Below are 20,219 nucleotides of genomic sequence, written 5' to 3'. Positions count from 1 at the left end.
GCCGGTACAGGTTTTTTTATCATTATTCTCCAACAACAAACTCAAAGTTCGCGCTGAATTTCACGTCTTTCGCAACAAGTACGCCGCCTGTTTCAAGTGGTGCGTTCCATGTTAAGCCATATTCTTCACGGTTTACTTTGCCATCCCCGTCAAAGCCGGCGATTGTGCTGCCGTCCATTGGGCTTTTAGAGGTGCCGTTGAATTCCACGTTAAATGTTTCTGTATTTGTTACACCTTTAATCGTTAATTGACCTGTTACTTCATATTCATCGTCTGATGCTTTTTTGATGGAGTCACTGACGAATGTGATTTGAGGATGGTTTTCCACATCAAAGAAATCGCCTGAACGAAGGTGGTTATCGCGGTCTTCGTTATTTGTGCTGATTGAAGCTGCATCAATTGTAACCGTCCACTTTGCTGCTTCAAGGTTGTTGACGTCGCCGTCAATTTGCACATCGAAGTTTTTAAACTCTCCCTTTGTTTTTGTTACCATCATGTGTTTCACTTGAAATGCGATCCCGCTGTGTACTTTGTCCAATGTAAATGTTGCCATGTTACATTCCTCCTCGATTCATAAAAGTAACTTACTTACCTTACTATACACAAAACTTATTTCGAATTCAAGATAAATGTTTATTAATCTTTTGTAAATGAAAAACGTCCCGGCGTTTAGGCCGGAATGTTCTTCTTAGTGAATATCTTTTTTCTTAAATCGGCCGCCGCGCACTTCGGCAATATCTGCTACAGCGAGAAAGGCTCCTTCGTCCATGTCTTCCACAATCGATTTTAATTTTGCTTCTTCCAGACGGTTAATCACACAAAAAATGACTTTTTTGTCGTCACCCGTATATGCGCCTTCCCCGTTTAAATACGTTACACCACGGCCAAGACGGGCAATAATTGCTTCGCCAATTTCCTGGTACTGGTCACTAATGATCCATGCTGATTTCGATTCATCCAGTCCTTGAATGACGACATCGATCGTTTTAAATGCGACAAAGTATGCTAGAACGGAATACATCGCCCGGTCCCAGCCAAATACGAAACCGCCCCATATGAAAATAAAGATGTTGAAAAACATAACAATTTCGCCTACCGAAAACGGCAGCTTTTTGTTAATTAAAATGGCCAAAATCTCTGTTCCGTCTAATGACCCCCCGTAGCGAATGACAATGCCGACACCGGCACCGAGAGTGATTCCGCCAAAAACCGCAGCTAAAATAATGTCACTCGTAAAAGCCTCTACCGGATGGAGAATCGTCGCAGCGACGGACAAAATCGCAATGCCGAATACCGTTGAAATAGCAAAGGTTTTTCCAATTTGCTTATACCCGAGAAAAAAGAAAGGAATATTAAGCAGAAATAAAAAGAGTCCGAGATTAATGCCAGTTAAATTGGATAAAATGATGGAAATCCCAACGATTCCGCCATCCATTATTAAATTTGGCACAAGAAAAATTTCGATGCCAATAGCCATTAAAATTGCGCCAATAAAAATAAACAGCGTTCGTTTCAGCAATCGCTTCAGGCTGGTTTTTCGATGCTGCTTCTGGATAGATCCTTGCTGTCTTGCCATTTGTTCCTCGTCCACAAACTCACGCCCTCATATTCTGTTTCTTCCTATTATAGCAATTTTTCCTTATCAAAAAAAGCGTCCCTCCTTAGAGAGACGCTTTCACTTAATTTACACCACGCATAAAGCTGCGGATTTTGGATGATACAACAAGCAATACAAGACCGATAAAAATCGAAACGCCGCCGATCACGCCAAAATAAATCACTTCCGTGTCCTGGCTGTAAAAACGGACGAGCTGGGCATTAATCGCCTGCGCGGATGCATTCGTTAAAAACCAAAGACTCATTGTCTGTGCACTAAAAGCCGAGGGTGCGAGCTTCGTTGTCACGGACAATCCGACTGGTGACAAGCAAAGCTCACCAAGGACAACAAGGAAAAAGCTGAGCGCAAGCCATATTGGGCTGACAAGTGTATCTGATTCTCCAAGTGCCGGAATAATCATGACGAGAAAGGACAGACCTGCAAAAAACAAGCCAAGCGAAAACTTAACCGGGGTTGATGGCTGACGGCTGCCAAGCTTTACCCATAGCCAGGCAAAAACCGGTGCCAGCAGGACAACAAACAGCGGGTTTAACGACTGAAACCAAGAAGATTGAAGTTTCATGCCCATAAACGCAAGCTCTGTGCGCTTATCCGCATATTGCGCCAAAATAATCGCGCCTTGTTCCTGAATGGCCCAAAACATAACCGCCGCAATAAACAGCGGGATATACGCAAGCAGGCGGGACTTTTCCGTATCCGATGTTTTTGGACTGCGGTACATAAAGAAAAAGTATGCAGCCGGAATCACGATACCAAGCACGCTGATCGTCATGGTAAAAACGCCGAGCGTCAATACCCCTTTCACCAGGCCTGCAATAACCAGCGCTGCAATCACAGCAGCGCCAATACCGATTTGTGTAAATACTTTTTTCTTTTCCGTCGGTGACAGTGGATTTGGTACATACGACCCGGCCAGGCCAAGGTTTTTCTTCTGTGTCGCCAAATAAACAGCCAAGCCAAGTAACATCCCAAATGCGGCGATACTGAAACCAAGGTGGAAGTTGTATTCCTGGCCAATGGTTCCGACGATAAACGGGGCAATAAGTGCGCCCATGTTAATACCCATGTAAAAAATACTGAAGCCTGAATCACGGCGTCCATCTGTTTCTGCATACAAATCACCGACAATGCTTGAAACATTCGGCTTCAAGAGCCCAGTTCCGATTATGATAAACGCCATGGAAGCAAACAGGCCGGATGCGCCAAACGGCAATGCAAGCACAATGTGGCCGATCATTATCAAGACGCCGCCATAAAAGACCGTTTTCGATGTACCAATTAACCGGTCCGCAATCCAGCCGCCAATAATGCCGGACATATACACAAGAGAACCGTAAATCGCCATAATAGAAGCGGCTGTTGTTTCACTTAAGCCAAGTCCGCCTTCTGACACTTCATAATACATATAATAAAGAAGAATCGCCCGCATGCCGTAATACGAGAATCTCTCCCAAAACTCTGTGAAAAACAGCGTAAATAGCCCTTTTGGATGACCAAAAAAGCCTCGCTGCGGAACACTGTCAACAATTGCTCTTTTATCCATTCCCTCTGCATCCTCTCACACCGAAAATTATATTAGAAAATCTTCAGAATCCTTAAACTTTTTATATAAAAGGTGTTTAACAGGATATCAGACTATTAATTATTATTCAACAAAAAATAAAAAAGTTGTTTTTTTCTTAATTATGTTTTTTCAATCACGCATTCTGATTCCGAAATGAATTAACTGTTCAGCATTTCGCCATTCCGATTTTAAATTTGTTCAGTGTACTGAAAGAATTGACCGTCGGTGTTGTTAATTACGAACATTTACTGATCATGCTCGGCACGAATCTTTTGTGCGTGGCCGTCTTTTTGATCATCGGACGAATGCTGTTTTTAAAAGATAAATGGGTCATGAATTAAAAAAATGGGACTGTCTCTCTGAACGAAGAGACAGTCCCTCTTTTTTTAGCGTGCCTGTAAAATTTCTGTAAGGATCGGAACGATCTGTTTTTTACGTGATACGACGCCTTTCAGCACTGCCTGGTTGTCTTCAAGCTTCACGTTAAATGCTTCTTCAACAGCTGATGTTTCAGCACCAATTGCCACAGCAACTGAATCACTGTTTAAGATGTCTGTAATAACGACCAGGAACAAGTCAAGTGTTTTTTCAACGATTGCCTCAGTGACAGCTTCTTCAAGTTCCGCTTTCAATGCTAAAACGTCCGCTGGATCAATCGCGTTAATTTGCGCGATTTCGACCTTTTTGCTGCCCATCGGGAACACTTTTGCGTCGATGCCGATTAGTTCAGCCGCTGTTTTTCCGCTTAAGTCCGCGCCCGCTTTAAGCATATCAAGTCCGTACTCGTCTGTGTTTACACCTGCGATTTCCGCCAATTCTTTCGCTGCTTTCATATCTTCTTCTGTGCATGTTGGCGATTTAAACAATAATGAATCGGAAATAATCGCTGACAGCATAAGGCCGGCGATGTTTTTTTCGATCTCCACGCCATGTTCTTTATAAAGCTTGTTTAAAATCGTTGTTGTACAGCCAACCGGTTCTGCACGGTAGTAAAGTGGGTCTGTAGTTTCAAAGTTTGCAATGCGGTGATGGTCAATGACTTCAAGAACGTTTACGTCATCAATGTCATCTACACTTTGCTGGCGCTCATTATGGTCGACTAAAATAACCGTTTCCACTTCCGGTGCCGCTTTTTCAATTAAGCGCGGAGCTTCCGTGTTAAATTTCTTTAAAGCAAATTCTGTTTCGCCGTTTACGTCGCCAAGGCGGACCGCTTCCACGTCAAAACCAAGCTTTGTTTTCAAGTCCGCATATACGATCGCTGAGCAAATTGTGTCGGTATCCGGGTTTTTGTGACCAAAAATAAATGTTTTTCCCAATTGTTTTCCCTCGCTTTATGTAGAGTATTCCATTTCATTTTAACGCAAAACAAAAAAAGTTTCCTTACTTAATTACAGTATAACGGAAATCAAGTTAAACTCCTATAAGGTTAATTCGTTTAAATGTTAAATTATTGTAAAGGGCAGGAACATAGGCCAATAAGTACGAATTGTTAATAAGATGGAGGTGCTTTTATGCAAAAAACGCACGGCTGGAAACTTTTTTTCACGCTGCCTGTTCTTTCATGGGCATTGTACGATTTTGCGAATACGATTTTTTCGTCGAATATTACGACGATCTTCTTTCCATTTTATGTTCAGGAAGTGGCCGGCGGTAATGAACGGCTTGATCAGATCGCCAGCACCTTTTTGTCGTATGCTAATGCGGTTTCGAGCTTATTTCTTGTTATTTTTTCGCCATTGTTTGGCGTGTGGATCGACCGGAGTGGACGGAAAAAGCATTACGTGATTGCTTTTGCGCTCGCAGCGATTTTTTTCACCGCACTTATGGGACTGATCGCGCCGCAAAATTTCGGCCAATTTGGCGGATTGCCGGCTGCGTTTGCTGTCGTTGTCTTATTGTTTGTTGCCGCCAAGTTTTTTTACCAGTCGAGCTTAATTTTTTATGATGCGATGCTGCCAGACATTGGCACGAAAGATACGATGTCTGTTCTGTCGGGATTTGGCGTGGCTGTCGGTTATATGGGGACACTTGTCGGACTTGCCGTTTATCCGCTTGTCAGTGATGGCAATTATGCGGATGCGTTTTTGCCGACGGCGATTTTATTTTTCCTCTTTACGCTGCCGATGCTGTTTTTGTACAAAGAAACACCAGGCCCTACACAGGAGAAGCGGCCCTTTTTCGCCGGCTATCGCGATGTATGGGAAACGTTTAAAGACATGAAGCAATACCGGGCGATCTTTTTATTTATGATCGTGTACTTTTTCATTAATGATGCCATTGCGACGGCGATCGCGATGATGGCTGTGTACGCGAAAGCCATCGTCGGTTTCACGTCAGGCGAATTTATTTTGCTTTATCTCGTTTCGACTGTTTCAAGTATTATCGGTTCCTTTATTTTTGGCTATATTACACGAGCAGCTGGTGCAAAAAAAGCGGTGTTTTATGTTGGTCTCATTTTATTTGTGGCGCTTCTACTCGGTACGTTTGCGGTGAACCGGCCAATGTTCTGGGTGACCGGCAGCTTGTTCGGCGTCGCTCTGGGTGCTGTGTGGGTTACATCCCGTATTTTTATTATTGAGTTGTCTCCTGAAAATAAGCGCGGCCAGTTTTTCGGCTTGTTTGCTTTTTCGGGAAAATTATCAGCGATTGTCGGTCCGCTCATGTACGGAACGATTACGCTTCTGCTTGCCGATTACGGAGACATCGCCAGCCGGGCCGCTCTTTCGTCGTTAATGATTTTTGTCTTGATCGGCTTGATCATTCACCGGAAAATTCCTGCATAATATCACGAAGCTTTTCCATATCCGCATGAATTAGTTGAAGCAGGCTGCGGTTATAAAAAATCGAAGCTGGATGAAAGGTCGGAAAAAGACGATATTGTTTTTCTGTCCATTCGTACTGGTCGCACTTTAACCTCAGCACCGGCTGTACAAGCAGCTCGCCGTGAAGATCGGATACTTTTTTCTTGTTTCCGATCAGCCGATTTAAGCCGATATTGCCAAGCGTGACAATAATCGGCGCGTGGACATGCTCGATTTCATAATCGAGCATCGGAGCGTGTGCCAGGATTTCACTACTTGTCGGCGCCCGGTTATACTTCCGCATGATTTTCGTGCCGTCCGGTCCGTTTTTCTCTCCCCATTTGTAAGGGCGGCTCCGGACGGCACTTGTAATATAAACCTCTTCCCGCATCACACCTGCCATTTCTAAAAACTTCATTAATTCTTTACCTGCCCGGCCGCTAAATGGTATGCCATTGCCGATTTCCGTTTCACCGGGCGCTTCACCGACGAGCATCAACCTTGGATGTTTCGGTCCACTCCCATATACAAACCCTTCTACAGGATAAGGCTCGATCCTTTTTTTACCCAGCTCTGCAAGCTCTTCCGGAATTCTCATACGATCGCTTCTTTCTTTTTTACTCATTTTTCCCTTTGAAACGAAATAAAAACCCCGCTTTAAACGGGGCTAATTTTTAAAGTTGCATTTCCTGTGCACTATTTACAATGTCTTCCGTTACAGTGTAATTGCTGTAACCGGCATTCATAACCTGTTTCTGCATTTGTCGCCAGTTAACTGTCATTGTGTTTACTTATAAAGAGTTTTATCCATTAACGCTGGTTTATGTCCCATTATAAAAGCGACTCAACGCCATCCACGTAGACGACAGAGCCTGTTACGTGGCTGGCGGCATCGCTTGCTAAGTAATGAACGAGATCCGCCACTTGTTCTGGCTGTCCGGAACCGCCGGCAAGCGGCTGATTGCCTTCTGGATAATGAATTGGAATTCGAATCTCCTTCAGCTTTTCTTCTTCCATATTCGTACTGTCGTCAATGTTTGTTTCAATTGCACCTGGACAGACTACATTTACCCGAATTTTAAATTGCGCAAGCTCCACTGCGGCCATTTTGCCAAGACCGACCTGACCAGCTTTTGTTGTGGCATAAGCGGAAAAGCCAAAATTTTTAAAGGTGCGCGTCCCGTTAATGGATGAGGTGATAATGATGCTGCCGCCCTGCTTTTTCAAATAAGGAATCGAATATTTTAATGTTAAAAAGGTGCCTGTTAAGTTTGTCATCATCACCGAATTCCAGTCATCCGGGTCCAAATGTTCAAGCGGCGTGAATGTTCCATTTTGCCCTGCATTTGCAAATACAATATCGATGCCTCCAAACTTCGCAGCGCCTTCTTGAATCGCTTTTTCCATTTGATCAGCATCTGATACATCAGCCGTTACATGCAATGCGCGATCTTTGCCGATCTCTTGGACAAGCTGATCTGAATCTTCCGGGCTCCGGTCTAATAAAATAACGTTCGCTCCCGCTTCTGCCATTTTAATGACGGCTGCCCGGCCAATTCCTGATCCTGCGCCTGTAATAAGAGCTGTTTTTCCCTTTAGTGATGTATTCATGTCAATTCTCCCCTTTCTTAATGACACAGACCGGTTCTGTCACCGACACACGCTGGCCCGTGAAAACAGGCAAGCCGTTTTCTTCAATTTTAAGCAGGCAGACTTCATTAGAATCTTGATACGCAATCACTAAATAAGGATCGTTTTCTAAAGCATAAAAACTACGTGGCGTCTTTCCGTCTAGTTTTACGTGACGCGGCTTTGAGAGGCTGCCATCTACTCCAACATCAAAAACCGCCAGCCCATTCCACCCGCGAATCGTCGCGTATAAAAACTGCTGATCCGGGCTTAATTGCAAATCAGCCCCCGTATGTTCACCGCTGTAAGCAGACGGTAGTCCAGCAAATGTATCCAGATGCGTAATCGACCCTTGATCGCCCACCTTGTAAATCGAAACAGTTGAATCAAGCTCGTTCATCACATATACAATCGGCTTCTTTGGATGAAAAAGCGTCATTCGTGGTCCGGCGCCCGGTGCCGCCTTCACTTCTTTTATAATTTCCAGTGTGTCTTTATTGTAAACAGCAAGTGTGTCGGTGCCAAGATCGCAAACGAGCAAATGCTTGCCATCCGGAAAAGGGGTGATGGAGTGGACGTGCGGCGCATCCTGGCGTTCTTCATTTGGACCGCTTCCTTCATGTTTTGAAAAAGCCGTTTTCGCAAGTGTTTCGCCGCTCCGTTCATATTTCGTTACAGAACCTCCGTAATTTGCTGTCCATGCATATGTATCTTCAGCGTAAATGTGGCATGGAGCCATTTCCCCTGAATCAGCCGTTCCTTTTAATACAAGGTCGTCAGATTCAATGGCAAAAAGAGCCGCTTTCCCATCCATCGATTCAGACGCCGCATATAGATAACTGTCCGCCTCCGCCAAGAAAGATGGATTTTCCACGCCGCTGTAACGATTTTTAACCGCCAGTGTTTCGTTATCCGTATCAACAATCACCTTGTAAATACCCGGCTCTTCTTTTTTTGCATAACTGCCAATCCAGAGTGTGTGATTCACCAATAAATCCCTCCATTTACGTTTCGTTCTATTTTATCTTATTACCCCGTCTTTTCATTTTTCATACATGTCCGCCCTGATTTTGTTGCAGATACTTTTCTGCAAACGCTTTAAATTGGCGGGCCGCAGGTGATAACGGCACTTGTTTTTTCACGCCGATAGCCACTTTCCGAATGAGCCGATAATCATTAATTTCAATAAAAATGAGCGGCTCATGTGCGATTTCCGGTTTTTTTGGCAAAACGGAAATCCCAAGCCCCGCCGCGACAAACCCAGCAATGGTGGACACCTCCTCTCCTTCGAACGTAATGTCCGGTTCAAGTCCCATTTCTTCGCACATCACATCGAACATAAACCTGAGACCGAACCCTTTTTTAAACGAAATAAACGGCTCAGCCGCTGCTTCGCGAAACGAAATGTTTTTAAAACCTGCAAACGAATGCTGCATGGGCACAGTGACATAGAGCTGCTCTTCCCGGACGATTGTCCACTCAATATCCGGACGGTCATAAGGAGGCGCCGTAATGCATAAATCCACCTGTCCTTCCTGCACTTTTTTCATATTCACTTCCCCGGCTCCCTGTGACAGCCCAAAGGAGACATTCGGAAACTGCTGCTTATATTCCGCGATCAAATTTGGCAGTACGTGCGGTCCGAATGTCGGCAAAAAAGCAATGGAGACATTTCCTTTATCAGGTGAAGCCATTTCTTGAACATCTTCCTTCGCTTCTTTCATCAGCTGAAGAATCTGCTTTGCTTTTTCAACAAATACCACTCCCGATGGTGTCAGCCGAATGTCTTTTTTGCCGCGTATAAAAAGCAGCGTACCGAGCTCTTCTTCTAATTTTATGATAGACCGGCTTAGTGCGGGCTGCGACACTGCTTTTTTTTTCGCTGCTTTCGTAAAATTTCGGGTTTCGGCGACAGCCACTGTATTTTCAATTTGATGCCATTCCATCCGATCTCCTCCATAACATAAATGCATGATAATGATGTTAATTATAAATTGGAATTATCATTTTTCAAAGCGTATAGTAAATGTATGAATTAGGAAGAAAGAAGGATAAAGATGTCTTTTATTGAAAAAGGAACAGATGAACAAAAAAAAGCCAGTTTCGCCCTTTTTTTAGGAGGCTTTGTCACATTTGCGACGTTGTATACGACACAGCCCCTTATGCCGCTTTTTTCAGAGCAGTTTGGCGTTTCTGCGTCAGCCGCAAGTCTCGCGCTTTCCTTATCAACTGGCATACTATCCATTGCCATGATTGTCGCTGGAGCCTTATCCGATGCTTTTGGGAAAAAAAAATTGATGGCTGTTTCAATGTTTGCCGCTTCTATTATCGGTATTTTAACAGCACTCAGTCCAACGTTTTGGACATTGCTTGCTTTCCGTGCACTCCTTGGTATATTTTTGGCAGGGGTGCCTGCGATTGCGATGGCATATGTGTCAGAAGAATTTAATCCGAAAGCGATCGGCTCAGCAATGGGGCTTTATATTAGCGGTACGACGATCGGCGGTATGTCCGGCCGCATATTAACCGGATTATTGACTGACATATTTAATTGGCGCGCGGCACTCATTATGATCGGCTGCATAGCGCTTGCTGCGAGCATCGTTTTTTTATTTACACTGCCGGAGCCTCGTCATTCCGCAAAAAAACAACCTTCTTTAAAAAAAATGATCATGACATACCGGATTCATTTTTACAATCGGCCGCTTTTAGCTGTTGTGTCATTTGGCTTTTTGTTAATGGGCAGCTTTGTTACGCTCTACAACTACATTGGTTTTCTCTTGAGCGAGCCCCCGTACTCGCTCAGCCAGACGCTCATCGGTTTTATTTTCATCGTTTTTTTAACAGGGACGTTCAGCGCGGTATATATGGGGAACAAAGCTGATACGTACGGCAATCCGCTTATGCTGAAATGGTCGATCAGCATTATGGCTGCTGGAGCGATGCTGACATTGCCTGCCGTACTTTTCATCAAAATCATTGGGATCGCGTTATTTACATTCGGTTTCTTCGCCGCTCATTCGATTGCAAGCACGTGGGTGGGTGATTATGCCGGCTTTAATAAAACACAGGCTTCATCTATCTATTTATTTCTTTACTACCTCGGCTCAAGCATCGTCGGTTCGTTCGGAGGCTGGTTTTGGACGCACTTTCATTGGGTCGGTGTCATCGGCTTAATTCTCTTGCTTCTTACCATCACCATCCCACTCATTTTCTATGCAGAGTGCCACCTGCCAGGTGTTTATTGCTCGCTAAAAAAACAAAAACGCTCAAGCGCTATGGATAGCGCTTGAGCATTTTTTAGTTATTTATTGTTTCATCTTCATCACTTAAATACATTAATTCTTCCATTGATAATTCATAAAGCTGACGGTCGCCATACTTAAAAATCCCCTGCGCCATAAGCCTTTCAATCCAAATCATTTGTTCATTTTCTGTCGTGTGCATGATGTACTTCCCCTTTTTTTCTTGTTGCCTTTAGTATATTCCCCGCATAAGTACTTTATGAAACATACTTTACGACAAATATTTACAAGAAAAAGAGATAATGATTTCCAGCCGCCACATTCGCCAGCTTCATTTTTACATTCACTCATGAAAATGCAGAGGCGGCAGGTGTGCGGCGCAGACTCCAGTGGGACTAGCGGGCCAGGTGAGAGCGGCGGAAACGAGCTCAGCGCCTGCCCTATGGTGCGCGAAGCCGTGCGCCCGCTGCCATTTCGGCTCTCGTTAAAAGAAGCAAGCCAAAACGCTCCTCACACAAAAGAGACCGTAACAGTGGGTATGAAGCTGGTTTTTGTCAGGCAGGCCACTCTTTAGAGGGTGGATCGTTCACCCGAGCGGCAGAAGGCAAAATGATAAGGTCAACTTATATAGTTATCTTAATAATAAAATAATTCGGTCGTTTTGTCTTGTTCTGTCGAAAGAAATTATCGTGACATTCAGCTTTTTTTATGATAGGCTTTAAAAAACTGAATATTCATACACTGGAGGTGCCCTTTAAAAGGGCTGAGATCAAAGTGATTGACTTTGGGATTCCTGGAACCTGATCCAGTTCATACTGGCGTAGGAAAGTGGCGAAGACGTTTATTACACCTGAACTGTATTCTTACAGCGCTGCTTTCCTTTTTGGAAGGCAGCGCTTTTTATTTTGTTTTTTTTAGGATTTAGGAGGTGAAGCAGGATGATTCACGCTGTAACAGATGGGGCTGGCCTGCCTTGGTACGTTCAAGAAACGATTCTTTTCATCTTTCAGAATGTTGACGCAGTCTGTCTCCGCGAAAAACAGCTGTCGGTTAAGGAATTATCGGTTAAAGTGGCAGAGCTCATCCAACAGGGCGTTCCACCCGAAAAATTGATTCTTCATTCAGCACCTGAACTGGCGCATTTTTTACCGGTGCGAGGCGTTCATTTTACGGAATTTGATAATCGGCTTGCACCATTTAAAAAAGCGAATTCAGACAAGCTTGCCGGTCAGTCTGTACACTCGGCCGCATCTGCTCAAAAAGCGGAAGCGGACGGAGCCGATTACCTTTATTTTGGTCATGTGTTTGCGACGAAATCCAAAAAAGACCTGCCCGGCCGCGGTCTTGCCGCGCTGTCTGAGGTCGCTGGAGCCGTTTCGATTCCGGTTATTGCGATTGGCGGTATTCACGAGGGAAATATTTCGTCAGTTCGGCGGGCAGGCGCCTCTGGTTCCGCGATGATCTCTGCTTTTTTTAAATGAAAGGTGTGAATTGGTTCATGAACACACACGATTATTTGTTAATCGGCGGAGGGGTGATTGGCTGCTCCATCGCTTATCGGCTGGCCCAGGCGGGTTACGCGGTTGCACTTTTTGATTCCGGCACTGCTGGAAAAGCGTCTGTGGCGGCGGGCGGAATGCTTGGCGCTCAAAATGAATTTGAACGTGAAAATCCGCTCATGGAGATCGCGCTGGAGAGCCGGGATATGTTCCCTGATTTGCGTGATGAATTGCTGGAAGAGTCCGGAATCGATATTGAATTTCGGAAAGCCGGCTTGCTGAAAGTTGCCGCATCTGTTGAAGACCGCCCGGCCCTTATGGCTCAACACCAATTTTTATCCCGAAAAGATTCATCTGTTTTGTGGCTGGAGCCAGACGAAGTGCCAAGTGCTGAACCAAAAATGACCGCCCATACAGCTGGCGCAATTTATTTGGAAAAAGACAATCAAGTAAAAGCACCGCTGCTCGCTCACGCCTTGCTGCAGGCTGCGGTTAATGCCGGTGTCCATGTTTATGAGCATTCCAAAGTTCAAGGTCTTCTGATCGAAAATGGACAAGCTTTTGGTGTAAAAACGGAGCTGGGTACTTTTTTTGCGGAACGAATCATCAATGCTGCTGGCGCATGGAGCTCTTCTCTTTTGACAGAAACAGGCTTTGCACCACCAGTGACTCCCGTTAAAGGAGAATGTGTCTCCGTCAAATTAAAAAACGATGCGCCAGTCAAAACAGTGTTTGCGGTCGACGGCTGCTATATCGTACCGAAACGAAACAACGAAATGCTGATCGGTGCCACGTCAACACCGGATTCATTTGATCCATCTGTCACAGCTGGCGGCATCCGGTCTTTGTTGAACCGGGCCGCATGTCTTTTGCCGATTTTAGACACGGGCACGATTGAACGGACTTGGTCTGGTGTGCGCCCACTGGCAGCGGATCACCTTCCCGTCATCGGTCCCCACCCCTTTATCGATGGGCTTTACTTATGCACCGGACATTATCGGAACGGCATTTTGCTCAGTCCTATTACCGGTGTCTTGATGGGAAAATATTTAAGCGGCTGCCCAAAAACAGCGGAGCGCCTTGCACCCTTTTCACCGGCGCGTTTTTTAAAAATAAAAGCGTAAGCACCCTGTTTAGCGCCGTATGGACTGGAGCGATCCGTTCGAGATAAAGGAAACACGAAAAATTCGATGTTGACTTATCGCAAGGAGGAAAGCGAAGTACACTAGGCGTTAGGGTGCTGGAGCTAGATATGAATAAACTCTTTTAAAAGTTGATCTCATTCTTGAAGTGACACTTTTTAATAGAAAAAAGGAGGCATCACCTGTATGAATATGATTGTAAATGGAAGAGAAGTCGATCTTCCGGAAAACGTCGCGACAGTTCGCGACCTGCTGGACCATTTTCAGTTGAATAAAGAACTTGCCATTGTGGAATTAAACCAATCGATTTTAGATAAAGCGACGCGGGATGATAAAAAACTGACGAATGGCGACCGTGTGGAAATTGTACAATTTGTAGGAGGCGGATAATATGTTGAAGATTGGACCTTACTCATTTAACTCGCGTTTACTGCTCGGAACCGGGAAATTTCCCGACTTTGATACGCAAAAAGCAGCGATTGAAGCATCTGAAACAGAAATTTTAACGTTTGCGGTGCGCCGGATGAACATTTTCGAACCAGATCAGCCGAATTTTTTAGAAAAAATCGATGTGAAAAAGTATACACTGCTGCCTAATACAGCAGGTGCCAAAACAGCGGAGGAAGCGGTCCGGATCGCCAAGCTTGCCAAAGCGTCCGGCTTATGTGACATGATTAAAGTAGAAGTGATCGGCTGTGATAAAACCCTTTTGCCTGACCCAGTTGAAACATTGCGGGCGTCTGAAATGCTTTTAGAAGAAGGGTTTATCGTGCTGCCGTATACATCCGATGACGTACTGTTGGCAAAACGGCTTGAAGATCTCGGCTGCCATGCGATTATGCCGGGGGCGTCTCCGATCGGAACCGGGCTTGGCATTGTCAATCCGCTGAATATCCACTACATTATTGAACAGTCGAATGTGCCGGTTATCGTTGATGCGGGAATTGGCGTGCCGTCTGACGCGGCGAAAGCAATGGAACTTGGCGCGGATGGTGTCCTATTGAATACAGCGGTTTCCGGTGCAAACAATCCGGTTAAAATGGCGGAAGCGATGAAGCAGGCTGTACTGGCAGGACGGGGCGGCTTTGAAGCGGGACGTATCCCGAAAAAGCTTCATGCGAATGCGTCAAGCCCGCTTGAAGGGATGAGCGTGCTTTGACAGATCGTTATTCACGGCAAGTTCTGTTCCCCGGCATTGGCCGAAGCGGACAGGTCGCCTTGCAGAAAAAAAATGTTCTCATTATTGGTGCCGGCGCGCTCGGTGCGGCGAATGCGGAAATGATCGTCCGTGCCGGTATTGGCCGGGTCACGATTGTGGACAGAGACTATGTCGATTTTTCCAATTTGCAGCGGCAAAATTTATACACGGAGCAGGATGCGATTGACAGAATGCCAAAAGCAGAAGCAGCGCGTAAAAGACTGACAGCAATCAATTCAAATGTGATTATTTCTGCATTTACACAAGACGTCGATACCGCTTTTTTGGAACACATTATAATAGAAGAAAAAATCGATTTAATTATCGATGGTACAGATAATTTCGATATTCGATTTGTGATAAACGACGTCGCACAAAAATATCACGTGCCTTGGGTATACGGCGCATGTGTCGCATCCGGCGGCTTGTCGATGTTTGTTTTGCCTGGGAAAACACCGTGCCTGCACTGCTTAATGGACACAATGCCAGGGGCGGGAGCGACATGCGACACAGCCGGTATTATTTCGCCTGCTGTGCAAATGACCGCTTCCATCCAGACGGCCGAAGCACTAAAATGGCTGACAGGCAGCACGGACGCACTGCGCGGAACCATTTTTTCATTCGACTTATGGAAAAATCAATTTTCATCCGTTGACGTGCAGCGCATGAAAAAACCGGACTGTCCTTCCTGTGGAGTACATCCGATTTATCCGTTTTTATCGTACGAACATACAACAAAATTCGCCGTGCTGTGCGGCCGCGATACTGTACAAATTCGGCCAGCCGGCGTCACGAAACGAAACCTGGATGAGCTGGCTGACCATATTAAGCATACGGCGTCCATTACCCATCAAAATGGCTTTTTGCTTTCGTTTCAACAGGAACCCTATACTGTTACTGCTTTTGGAGATGGACGTGTATTTATTCAAGGCGTATCTTCAATTGAAGAAAGCAAGAAAGTGTATTATCACTTCTTTCAGTAACAGAAATTGCGGTCTTGAGCGGCCGCGATTTTTATTTATAGAAACTTAATTTCTTCTTAAACGATATAAACAAATAGATATACAGCAGAAGGGCTAAAGCGACAAAACCGGCAGACACTACTTCTGCCGGATGCCCCTCCATTTAAAAATAAGGCCTGTCTGACTGCAAATGAGCAAAAGAAACATCATCATATAAAATTGAACCATTCTCCGCACAGACTCTTTCATCGATTCAAGGTCGGTATAAATTTTGTTAACACCTGGTTGATCTGCCCCTTTTCTAAAATAGTGAAAACGGCCAATGCTGCTATCGATATGTTTCCAGCCCATTTCGCTGTAAAAAGAAAAATACTCATCCTCTGCCTCGTGGAAATCAATTTGATAAATATATTGTTCATCCAGATTTTGGTGAAAATAATAAACACCAAATCGATATTTTTGAAAATGCAGGCCTCTTTCCGACATTTCGTTCAGCCATTTTTCTTCTTTTTCAACATTAGACGCAAGAAAGAACCTTATTTTTTCACTTCCATTCATCTCATCTCCTTCTTCTATTAATTCTTGTGTGTTTACAACAAGCGACAACAGCCGTTCATATTCCTGCTTTACTACTTTTTCACCTAAATTCGTCAACACATAATACTTACGCCGATCAGATGCGCTTATCTCTACTTGTTTAATGACATCCTGTTTTTGAAGTTTGCTTAACGCACCATAAAGTGTTCCTGGATCCAACGCCACACTGCCTCGGCTGATTTTTTCAACATCCTGCATAATCGCATAGCCATGGCGGCACTGCCGTAAAGCCAATAAAATATAATAGGTTGCTTGTGAGAGCGGTAAAAAACTTTCTGCTTGTCTGATCATTCATTCACCTCTTCAATTATATCATCATACGATATATCGCATGACGATATAATGCCATTTGTTACCAAAAATTTCCACATAAAAAAAGCCGGCTTCCTTAATGAAAGCGACCTTCTCTTATGATTACTTTACCCTTTATTCACCGTGCGCTTTTTTTCCTTAAGCAAACCTACAAGCGGTAAGGCCACAACAAGCGGAAGAAGCGAATATAAAAAGACATTACCCGCTGCAATTGCGGATGAAGCATGAGCATCTGCTCCCTGTCCCGCATAAATAGACGAACGAAACGCAAGCAGTGCAGAGAACAATGCGATCGATAATGAAGCAATCGACTGGCGCGCCCAGTTGTTCAGCGCGGATGCATAGCCGGTCATTTCTATCGGAATCGCTGACATGCCTACATTTGTAATCGGCATGTTGCAAAGCGCAATCCCGAGGTAGCGGACCGATGTCCAAATAATAACGTAGAGCATCGTTGTTTCAATGCTTAAATTCCCCATCATATACGTCCCTGCTATCATAACGATTAAGCCGGCTAAAATAAGCGGCGCGGGGCCTGTTTTATCGTACAATTTGCCGGTTACCGGTGTAAACAGCGCCATCACAAGCGCACCCGGCATCATAATTAAGCCGGTTTCAAGCGCACCGAGACCAAGAGATCTTTGCAGGAAAATCGGTACTAAAAAAGCACCGGCATACAATCCAACCGACATAACGGAACTTAGCATCAGGCTGAATGCGTAACGACGATGCGACAGCACTTCGAAATTCAACAGCGGAAATTGAACGCGCATTTCCCGGCGGACAAATAAAAATAATAAAACCAATGCCACACCTGCCACTGCAAGCGTTTTGGCATCTGTAAATCCCCATGATTCCGCTTCAGCAAACGCGGTCAGCAGCAAAATACTGCCGCTGAATGATAAAATTAATCCTGGCAGATCAAACGGCATTTTTGCGCCCGCATCAGTACCTGGAATAAATACCGCCGCTGCCCAAATCGCGGCCGCTGCAATCGGCAGATTTAAGTAAAACAGGGCCGGCCATCCTGCAGCATCAATAAAAAATCCAGCTAAAACCGGACCAAGAGCCGGAGCCAGCACCGCTGACAAACTCCAAAGGCTGATACCATAAGCCTGTTTTTCGCGCTCAATTGTTTTATATACAAGCGTCATTGTCGACGGCATAATCATGCCACTGAACAGCCCTTGCAAAATACGCAGGACAATTAAGCTTTCGATACTCCACGCAAATACACTAACGAACGAGCAGACAAAAAAGCCCATCAGCGCCGATATATAAACGCGCTTAAAACCAAAACGCGCGCCGAACCATCCCGCCGCCGGTGCCACTGCTCCTGCTGCCAGCATAAATCCGGTCACCGTCCACTGTGCGGCCGGCAAGTCTGTATGAAATTCCTTCATAAACGCCGGAACTGCTACATTTATAGTAGACGTATTCATGACGGCTAAAAAATTTCCGAAAAAAACCGCAAAAATGATCGACCAAAACTCGGTTTCTCTTTTTTCACTCATCCTTACACCTGATTTCTATTTGATCTGCTGTACAGTATATCAAAAACCTTCGTAATCCGAAATATTAACTCAATCTATCGTCTTCACAAAGCTGAAAAATGATCTACCTAGATTCATTAAAAAACTGTGCTAAACTAAAACAAACGATTATGAAAGGACTATTAAAATGATAAAGCGATTTGTTTTCATCATCCCGATCATGGTGATCGTGTTTTCCGTTGCAACGTGGATGCTGAATAAAGACTATGCGATGATTGAACGCGACATCCGCCTGCTTATTTCCGCCGGCGCTGCCGTTTTGTCCGGCATAATTACCTTTTTCCTTATGAAAGGCGATGCCGAAAATTTAGCAGCCGCTCACCGGGACAGGCAGGAAAATAAAAAGAAATGAAAAAACGCCCATCCGATTGGATAGGCGTTTTTTCATGCGCGTACCTCCCGTGGGTACGCTTTTATCAGCAGGAATCCATGAAACGCGGCCAGCATTTGCTGAAACAGCATACAAACAACGACTGGCACCGCTGCTTGCGGCGGGAAAAAGTTGACGGCAATAACGGCACCGGCACTAATATTCCGCATCCCGCCTATGTACAGGAGCGTCACAATATTCTCTCTTGGCTGCCTGAATGCAATGGCGAGCCCCCACGAAATCAAATACCCGCACAATACGACGAATAAAATCGTCAGTAAAATCCGGATAAACTTTGCGTCAATGTCGCGCAAGTATGGAGCAATAACTGCGCTATTAATCACAATGACAACGGGGAGTGACAGCTTTGAAAATGGTGACAGTGCCTGACTGATCCGGCTTGCTTTTTCTGCTTTCAGCCACTCGTTCACGATCATGCCGAGCAGCGATGGAAGGACAATCATCCAAAACAAACCGCTGACCATTGCCGGCACATCCATTTCCACTTTACTTCCTGCAAAAACTGACATGCTGAATGGAACGACAAGTGGCGAAAGCATCGTATCAATTAAAATGATCACAAGTGCAAGCGGCACACTTCCTTTATACATCGTCACCCAAATCACACTTGTGATGCCGGTCGGAATGACCAGTGCGAGCGTAAATCCGGTCACCGTCAGCGGGTCATCCGGAAACATAAAGTGACCAACTGTCCAGGCAAAAACCGGGGTAATCAAATGAAGAATCGCCAACGCTAAAAAGATAGGAAAAGGATGCGTCATCGTATGGTAAAACATGCGGAAATTTGAATTCAAGCTTCCGGTAAATGTCATAAAGGCAAACACCCACGGAACGATAATAACCCATAAATGAATGTATTCAGCCAAAAGAACACCGAAAAGTACGCTGAGTGGTGTCAAAATCGGCATCCACCTTGTTAAAAATAGATTAATTGCTTGAAGCATGTAAAGACTCCATTCTTTCTTTTTAGCCCTATTGTATCATTATGGCCGGACCGGCTGTATGTATTCTTGGGCACAGCAGCTATGCTAATCTATATCTGTTGATCGGCCGCCCAATGCCCCCGTACTGGATATCGATTTGTACTTTTCCACGTTTCTCTAAATAATCTAAATATCTTCGTACGGTAACTCTTGCGGCGCCGATCCCTTCCGCTACTTCTTCCGCCGAAACAGATTTATCTATTTGATTCAAATAAGAGATGATTTTTTGCAATGTCACTGCATTTAATCCTTTCGGCAAATTAGCCAGATCCTCATCGCGTTCTTTTTGGAATAGCAGTTCATCTAGTTCTCTTTGGCTGATCGTTCCATCATCACGCAGGCGATTCCGAAAGGACCGGTAATTTTCAAGCGCTTGCTTTATCCGTTCGAATTTAAACGGTTTCATAATATAATCAAATGCCCCTTGCTGGATGAATTGGCGCACTGTATGTATATCACTTGCAGCTGTTATGACAATGACATCTACTGGATGACTTTCTTTTCGCAGAAGATGCAATGTTTCAAGGCCGTCCATCATAGGCATATATAAATCGATGATAACAAGGTCCGGTGACAAACGACGGATCTGTTCCATCCCTTCAATTCCATTTCCGGCAAGCCCAATGACCTCAAACCCATCCACTCTGTTAATAAATTCCTTATTCACTTCCTGAACCATCAGATCATCTTCAACAAGCAGCACCTTAATCATCCTATCATCC

At 44.7% G+C, this 20,219-nt stretch carries 21 protein-coding genes and 1 riboswitch; of the genes, 8 read left to right on the top strand and 13 right to left on the bottom strand.

What is annotated here, in order from left to right; all coding sequences use genetic code 11:
* Window positions 1-22: 22 nt before the first annotated feature.
* From VQ00_RS16165 to VQ00_RS16150, 4 genes are all read right to left on the bottom strand, one after another.
* Window positions 23-553 carry a YceI family protein gene (locus tag VQ00_RS16165; RefSeq protein WP_046181159.1) on the bottom strand — a complete coding sequence of 177 codons (531 nt, stop codon included), beginning with the start codon at window positions 551-553 and terminating at the stop codon, window positions 23-25.
* A gap of 135 nt (window positions 554-688) precedes the next feature.
* Window positions 689-1,576, bottom strand: a complete 888-nt coding sequence (locus VQ00_RS16160) for a YitT family protein (RefSeq protein WP_046181166.1) — start codon at window positions 1,574-1,576, stop codon at window positions 689-691.
* A gap of 103 nt (window positions 1,577-1,679) precedes the next feature.
* Window positions 1,680-3,161 carry a peptide MFS transporter gene (locus tag VQ00_RS16155; protein WP_046181158.1) on the bottom strand — a complete coding sequence of 494 codons (1,482 nt, stop codon included), beginning with the start codon at window positions 3,159-3,161 and terminating at the stop codon, window positions 1,680-1,682.
* A 407-nt stretch (window positions 3,162-3,568) separates the two neighbouring features.
* Window positions 3,569-4,501: a manganese-dependent inorganic pyrophosphatase gene (locus tag VQ00_RS16150; RefSeq protein ID WP_046181157.1), complete on the bottom strand. Its 933-nt coding sequence runs from the start codon at window positions 4,499-4,501 to the stop codon at window positions 3,569-3,571.
* A 195-nt stretch (window positions 4,502-4,696) separates the two neighbouring features.
* Between VQ00_RS16150 and VQ00_RS16145 the strand changes: the two genes are divergently transcribed.
* Window positions 4,697-5,968: an MFS transporter gene (locus VQ00_RS16145; protein ID WP_046181156.1), complete on the top strand. Its 1,272-nt coding sequence runs from the start codon at window positions 4,697-4,699 to the stop codon at window positions 5,966-5,968.
* Here VQ00_RS16145 and VQ00_RS16140 read toward each other — a convergent pair.
* The 4 genes from VQ00_RS16140 to VQ00_RS16125 all read right to left on the bottom strand — a co-directional run bounded on the left by VQ00_RS16140 (window position 5,943) and on the right by VQ00_RS16125 (window position 9,561).
* Window positions 5,943-6,584 carry a uracil-DNA glycosylase gene (locus VQ00_RS16140; RefSeq protein WP_046181155.1) on the bottom strand — a complete coding sequence of 214 codons (642 nt, stop codon included), beginning with the start codon at window positions 6,582-6,584 and terminating at the stop codon, window positions 5,943-5,945. The two genes, VQ00_RS16145 and VQ00_RS16140, sit on opposite strands and share 26 nt — an antisense overlap.
* A gap of 233 nt (window positions 6,585-6,817) precedes the next feature.
* On the bottom strand, window positions 6,818-7,597 hold the full coding sequence (locus VQ00_RS16135; protein WP_046181154.1) for an SDR family oxidoreductase: 780 nt from the start codon (window positions 7,595-7,597) through the stop codon (window positions 6,818-6,820).
* Window position 7,598: 1 nt separating this feature from the next.
* Window positions 7,599-8,603 (bottom strand): lactonase family protein, encoded by a 1,005-nt coding sequence (locus VQ00_RS16130; RefSeq protein WP_046181153.1) that lies wholly within the window; start codon window positions 8,601-8,603, stop codon window positions 7,599-7,601.
* Window positions 8,604-8,664: 61 nt separating this feature from the next.
* A complete protein-coding gene (locus VQ00_RS16125) occupies window positions 8,665-9,561 on the bottom strand; it encodes a LysR family transcriptional regulator (protein ID WP_046181152.1) in 897 nt (298 codons plus the stop codon).
* A gap of 111 nt (window positions 9,562-9,672) precedes the next feature.
* On the opposite strand from VQ00_RS16125, the gene VQ00_RS16120 reads away from it, so the two are divergent.
* Window positions 9,673-10,908 carry an MFS transporter gene (locus VQ00_RS16120; protein WP_046181151.1) on the top strand — a complete coding sequence of 412 codons (1,236 nt, stop codon included), beginning with the start codon at window positions 9,673-9,675 and terminating at the stop codon, window positions 10,906-10,908.
* A 7-nt stretch (window positions 10,909-10,915) separates the two neighbouring features.
* Here VQ00_RS16120 and VQ00_RS18275 read toward each other — a convergent pair whose 3' ends face one another.
* On the bottom strand, window positions 10,916-11,062 hold the full coding sequence (locus VQ00_RS18275) for a Fur-regulated basic protein FbpA (protein WP_082091619.1): 147 nt from the start codon (window positions 11,060-11,062) through the stop codon (window positions 10,916-10,918).
* A gap of 531 nt (window positions 11,063-11,593) precedes the next feature.
* A riboswitch (TPP riboswitch) is annotated at window positions 11,594-11,704 on the top strand.
* A 94-nt stretch (window positions 11,705-11,798) separates the two neighbouring features.
* On the opposite strand from VQ00_RS18275, the gene VQ00_RS16110 reads away from it, so the two are divergent.
* The 5 genes from VQ00_RS16110 to VQ00_RS16090 all read left to right on the top strand — a co-directional run bounded on the left by VQ00_RS16110 (window position 11,799) and on the right by VQ00_RS16090 (window position 15,682).
* Window positions 11,799-12,341 (top strand): thiamine phosphate synthase, encoded by a 543-nt coding sequence (locus tag VQ00_RS16110; RefSeq protein ID WP_052728613.1) that lies wholly within the window; start codon window positions 11,799-11,801, stop codon window positions 12,339-12,341.
* Window positions 12,342-12,358: 17 nt separating this feature from the next.
* A complete protein-coding gene (thiO, locus tag VQ00_RS16105; protein WP_046181149.1) occupies window positions 12,359-13,483 on the top strand; it encodes a glycine oxidase ThiO in 1,125 nt (374 codons plus the stop codon).
* 204 nt (window positions 13,484-13,687) lie between these two features.
* A complete protein-coding gene (gene thiS / locus VQ00_RS16100; protein WP_046181148.1) occupies window positions 13,688-13,891 on the top strand; it encodes a sulfur carrier protein ThiS in 204 nt (67 codons plus the stop codon).
* A 1-nt stretch (window position 13,892) separates the two neighbouring features.
* A complete protein-coding gene (locus VQ00_RS16095; protein WP_046181147.1) occupies window positions 13,893-14,660 on the top strand; it encodes a thiazole synthase in 768 nt (255 codons plus the stop codon).
* Complete coding sequence (locus tag VQ00_RS16090; RefSeq protein ID WP_046181146.1) at window positions 14,657-15,682, top strand: ThiF family adenylyltransferase; 1,026 nt, start codon at window positions 14,657-14,659, stop codon at window positions 15,680-15,682. The genes VQ00_RS16095 and VQ00_RS16090 overlap by 4 nt, the downstream gene beginning before the upstream one ends.
* A gap of 117 nt (window positions 15,683-15,799) precedes the next feature.
* On the opposite strand, the gene VQ00_RS19560 is transcribed toward VQ00_RS16090, so the two are convergent.
* Both VQ00_RS19560 and VQ00_RS16080 read right to left on the bottom strand, forming a co-directional pair.
* On the bottom strand, window positions 15,800-16,549 hold the full coding sequence (locus tag VQ00_RS19560) for a DUF2812 domain-containing protein (protein WP_082091617.1): 750 nt from the start codon (window positions 16,547-16,549) through the stop codon (window positions 15,800-15,802).
* Between the two features lie 128 nt (window positions 16,550-16,677).
* On the bottom strand, window positions 16,678-18,084 hold the full coding sequence (locus tag VQ00_RS16080; RefSeq protein ID WP_046181145.1) for a DHA2 family efflux MFS transporter permease subunit: 1,407 nt from the start codon (window positions 18,082-18,084) through the stop codon (window positions 16,678-16,680).
* Window positions 18,085-18,250: 166 nt separating this feature from the next.
* Here VQ00_RS16080 and VQ00_RS16075 point away from each other — a divergent pair, with 166 nt between their 5' ends.
* Complete coding sequence (locus VQ00_RS16075; protein WP_046181144.1) at window positions 18,251-18,475, top strand: hypothetical protein; 225 nt, start codon at window positions 18,251-18,253, stop codon at window positions 18,473-18,475.
* A 32-nt stretch (window positions 18,476-18,507) separates the two neighbouring features.
* Here VQ00_RS16075 and VQ00_RS16070 read toward each other — a convergent pair whose 3' ends face one another.
* A complete protein-coding gene (locus VQ00_RS16070) occupies window positions 18,508-19,458 on the bottom strand; it encodes a bile acid:sodium symporter family protein (protein ID WP_046181143.1) in 951 nt (316 codons plus the stop codon).
* Between the two features lie 79 nt (window positions 19,459-19,537).
* A complete protein-coding gene (locus VQ00_RS16065) occupies window positions 19,538-20,209 on the bottom strand; it encodes a response regulator (RefSeq protein WP_046181142.1) in 672 nt (223 codons plus the stop codon).
* Window positions 20,210-20,219 lie beyond the last annotated feature (10 nt).

The sequence above is a fragment of the Domibacillus tundrae genome (assembly GCF_000970675.1).
Lineage (GTDB): Bacteria > Bacillota > Bacilli > Bacillales > Domibacillaceae > Domibacillus > Domibacillus tundrae.
This window is presented reverse-complemented; position numbering and strand designations above follow the sequence as displayed.

Coding starts and splice junctions, on each gene's coding strand:
- VQ00_RS16165 (WP_046181159.1), bottom strand. CDS start 553: ATGGCAACATTTACATTGGACAAAGTACACAGCGGGATCGCATTTCAA.
- VQ00_RS16160 (WP_046181166.1), bottom strand. CDS start 1,576: ATGGCAAGACAGCAAGGATCTATCCAGAAGCAGCATCGAAAAACCAGC.
- VQ00_RS16155 (WP_046181158.1), bottom strand. CDS start 3,161: ATGGATAAAAGAGCAATTGTTGACAGTGTTCCGCAGCGAGGCTTTTTT.
- VQ00_RS16145 (WP_046181156.1), top strand. CDS start 4,697: ATGCAAAAAACGCACGGCTGGAAACTTTTTTTCACGCTGCCTGTTCTT.
- VQ00_RS16140 (WP_046181155.1), bottom strand. CDS start 6,584: ATGAGAATTCCGGAAGAGCTTGCAGAGCTGGGTAAAAAAAGGATCGAG.
- VQ00_RS16135 (WP_046181154.1), bottom strand. CDS start 7,597: ATGAATACATCACTAAAGGGAAAAACAGCTCTTATTACAGGCGCAGGA.
- VQ00_RS16125 (WP_046181152.1), bottom strand. CDS start 9,561: ATGGAATGGCATCAAATTGAAAATACAGTGGCTGTCGCCGAAACCCGA.
- VQ00_RS16120 (WP_046181151.1), top strand. CDS start 9,673: ATGTCTTTTATTGAAAAAGGAACAGATGAACAAAAAAAAGCCAGTTTC.
- VQ00_RS18275 (WP_082091619.1), bottom strand. CDS start 11,062: ATGCACACGACAGAAAATGAACAAATGATTTGGATTGAAAGGCTTATG.
- VQ00_RS16110 (WP_052728613.1), top strand. CDS start 11,799: ATGATTCACGCTGTAACAGATGGGGCTGGCCTGCCTTGGTACGTTCAA.
- thiO (WP_046181149.1), top strand. CDS start 12,359: ATGAACACACACGATTATTTGTTAATCGGCGGAGGGGTGATTGGCTGC.
- thiS (WP_046181148.1), top strand. CDS start 13,688: ATGAATATGATTGTAAATGGAAGAGAAGTCGATCTTCCGGAAAACGTC.
- VQ00_RS16095 (WP_046181147.1), top strand. CDS start 13,893: ATGTTGAAGATTGGACCTTACTCATTTAACTCGCGTTTACTGCTCGGA.
- VQ00_RS19560 (WP_082091617.1), bottom strand. CDS start 16,549: ATGATCAGACAAGCAGAAAGTTTTTTACCGCTCTCACAAGCAACCTAT.
- VQ00_RS16080 (WP_046181145.1), bottom strand. CDS start 18,084: ATGAGTGAAAAAAGAGAAACCGAGTTTTGGTCGATCATTTTTGCGGTT.
- VQ00_RS16075 (WP_046181144.1), top strand. CDS start 18,251: ATGATAAAGCGATTTGTTTTCATCATCCCGATCATGGTGATCGTGTTT.
- VQ00_RS16070 (WP_046181143.1), bottom strand. CDS start 19,458: ATGCTTCAAGCAATTAATCTATTTTTAACAAGGTGGATGCCGATTTTG.
- VQ00_RS16065 (WP_046181142.1), bottom strand. CDS start 20,209: ATGATTAAGGTGCTGCTTGTTGAAGATGATCTGATGGTTCAGGAAGTG.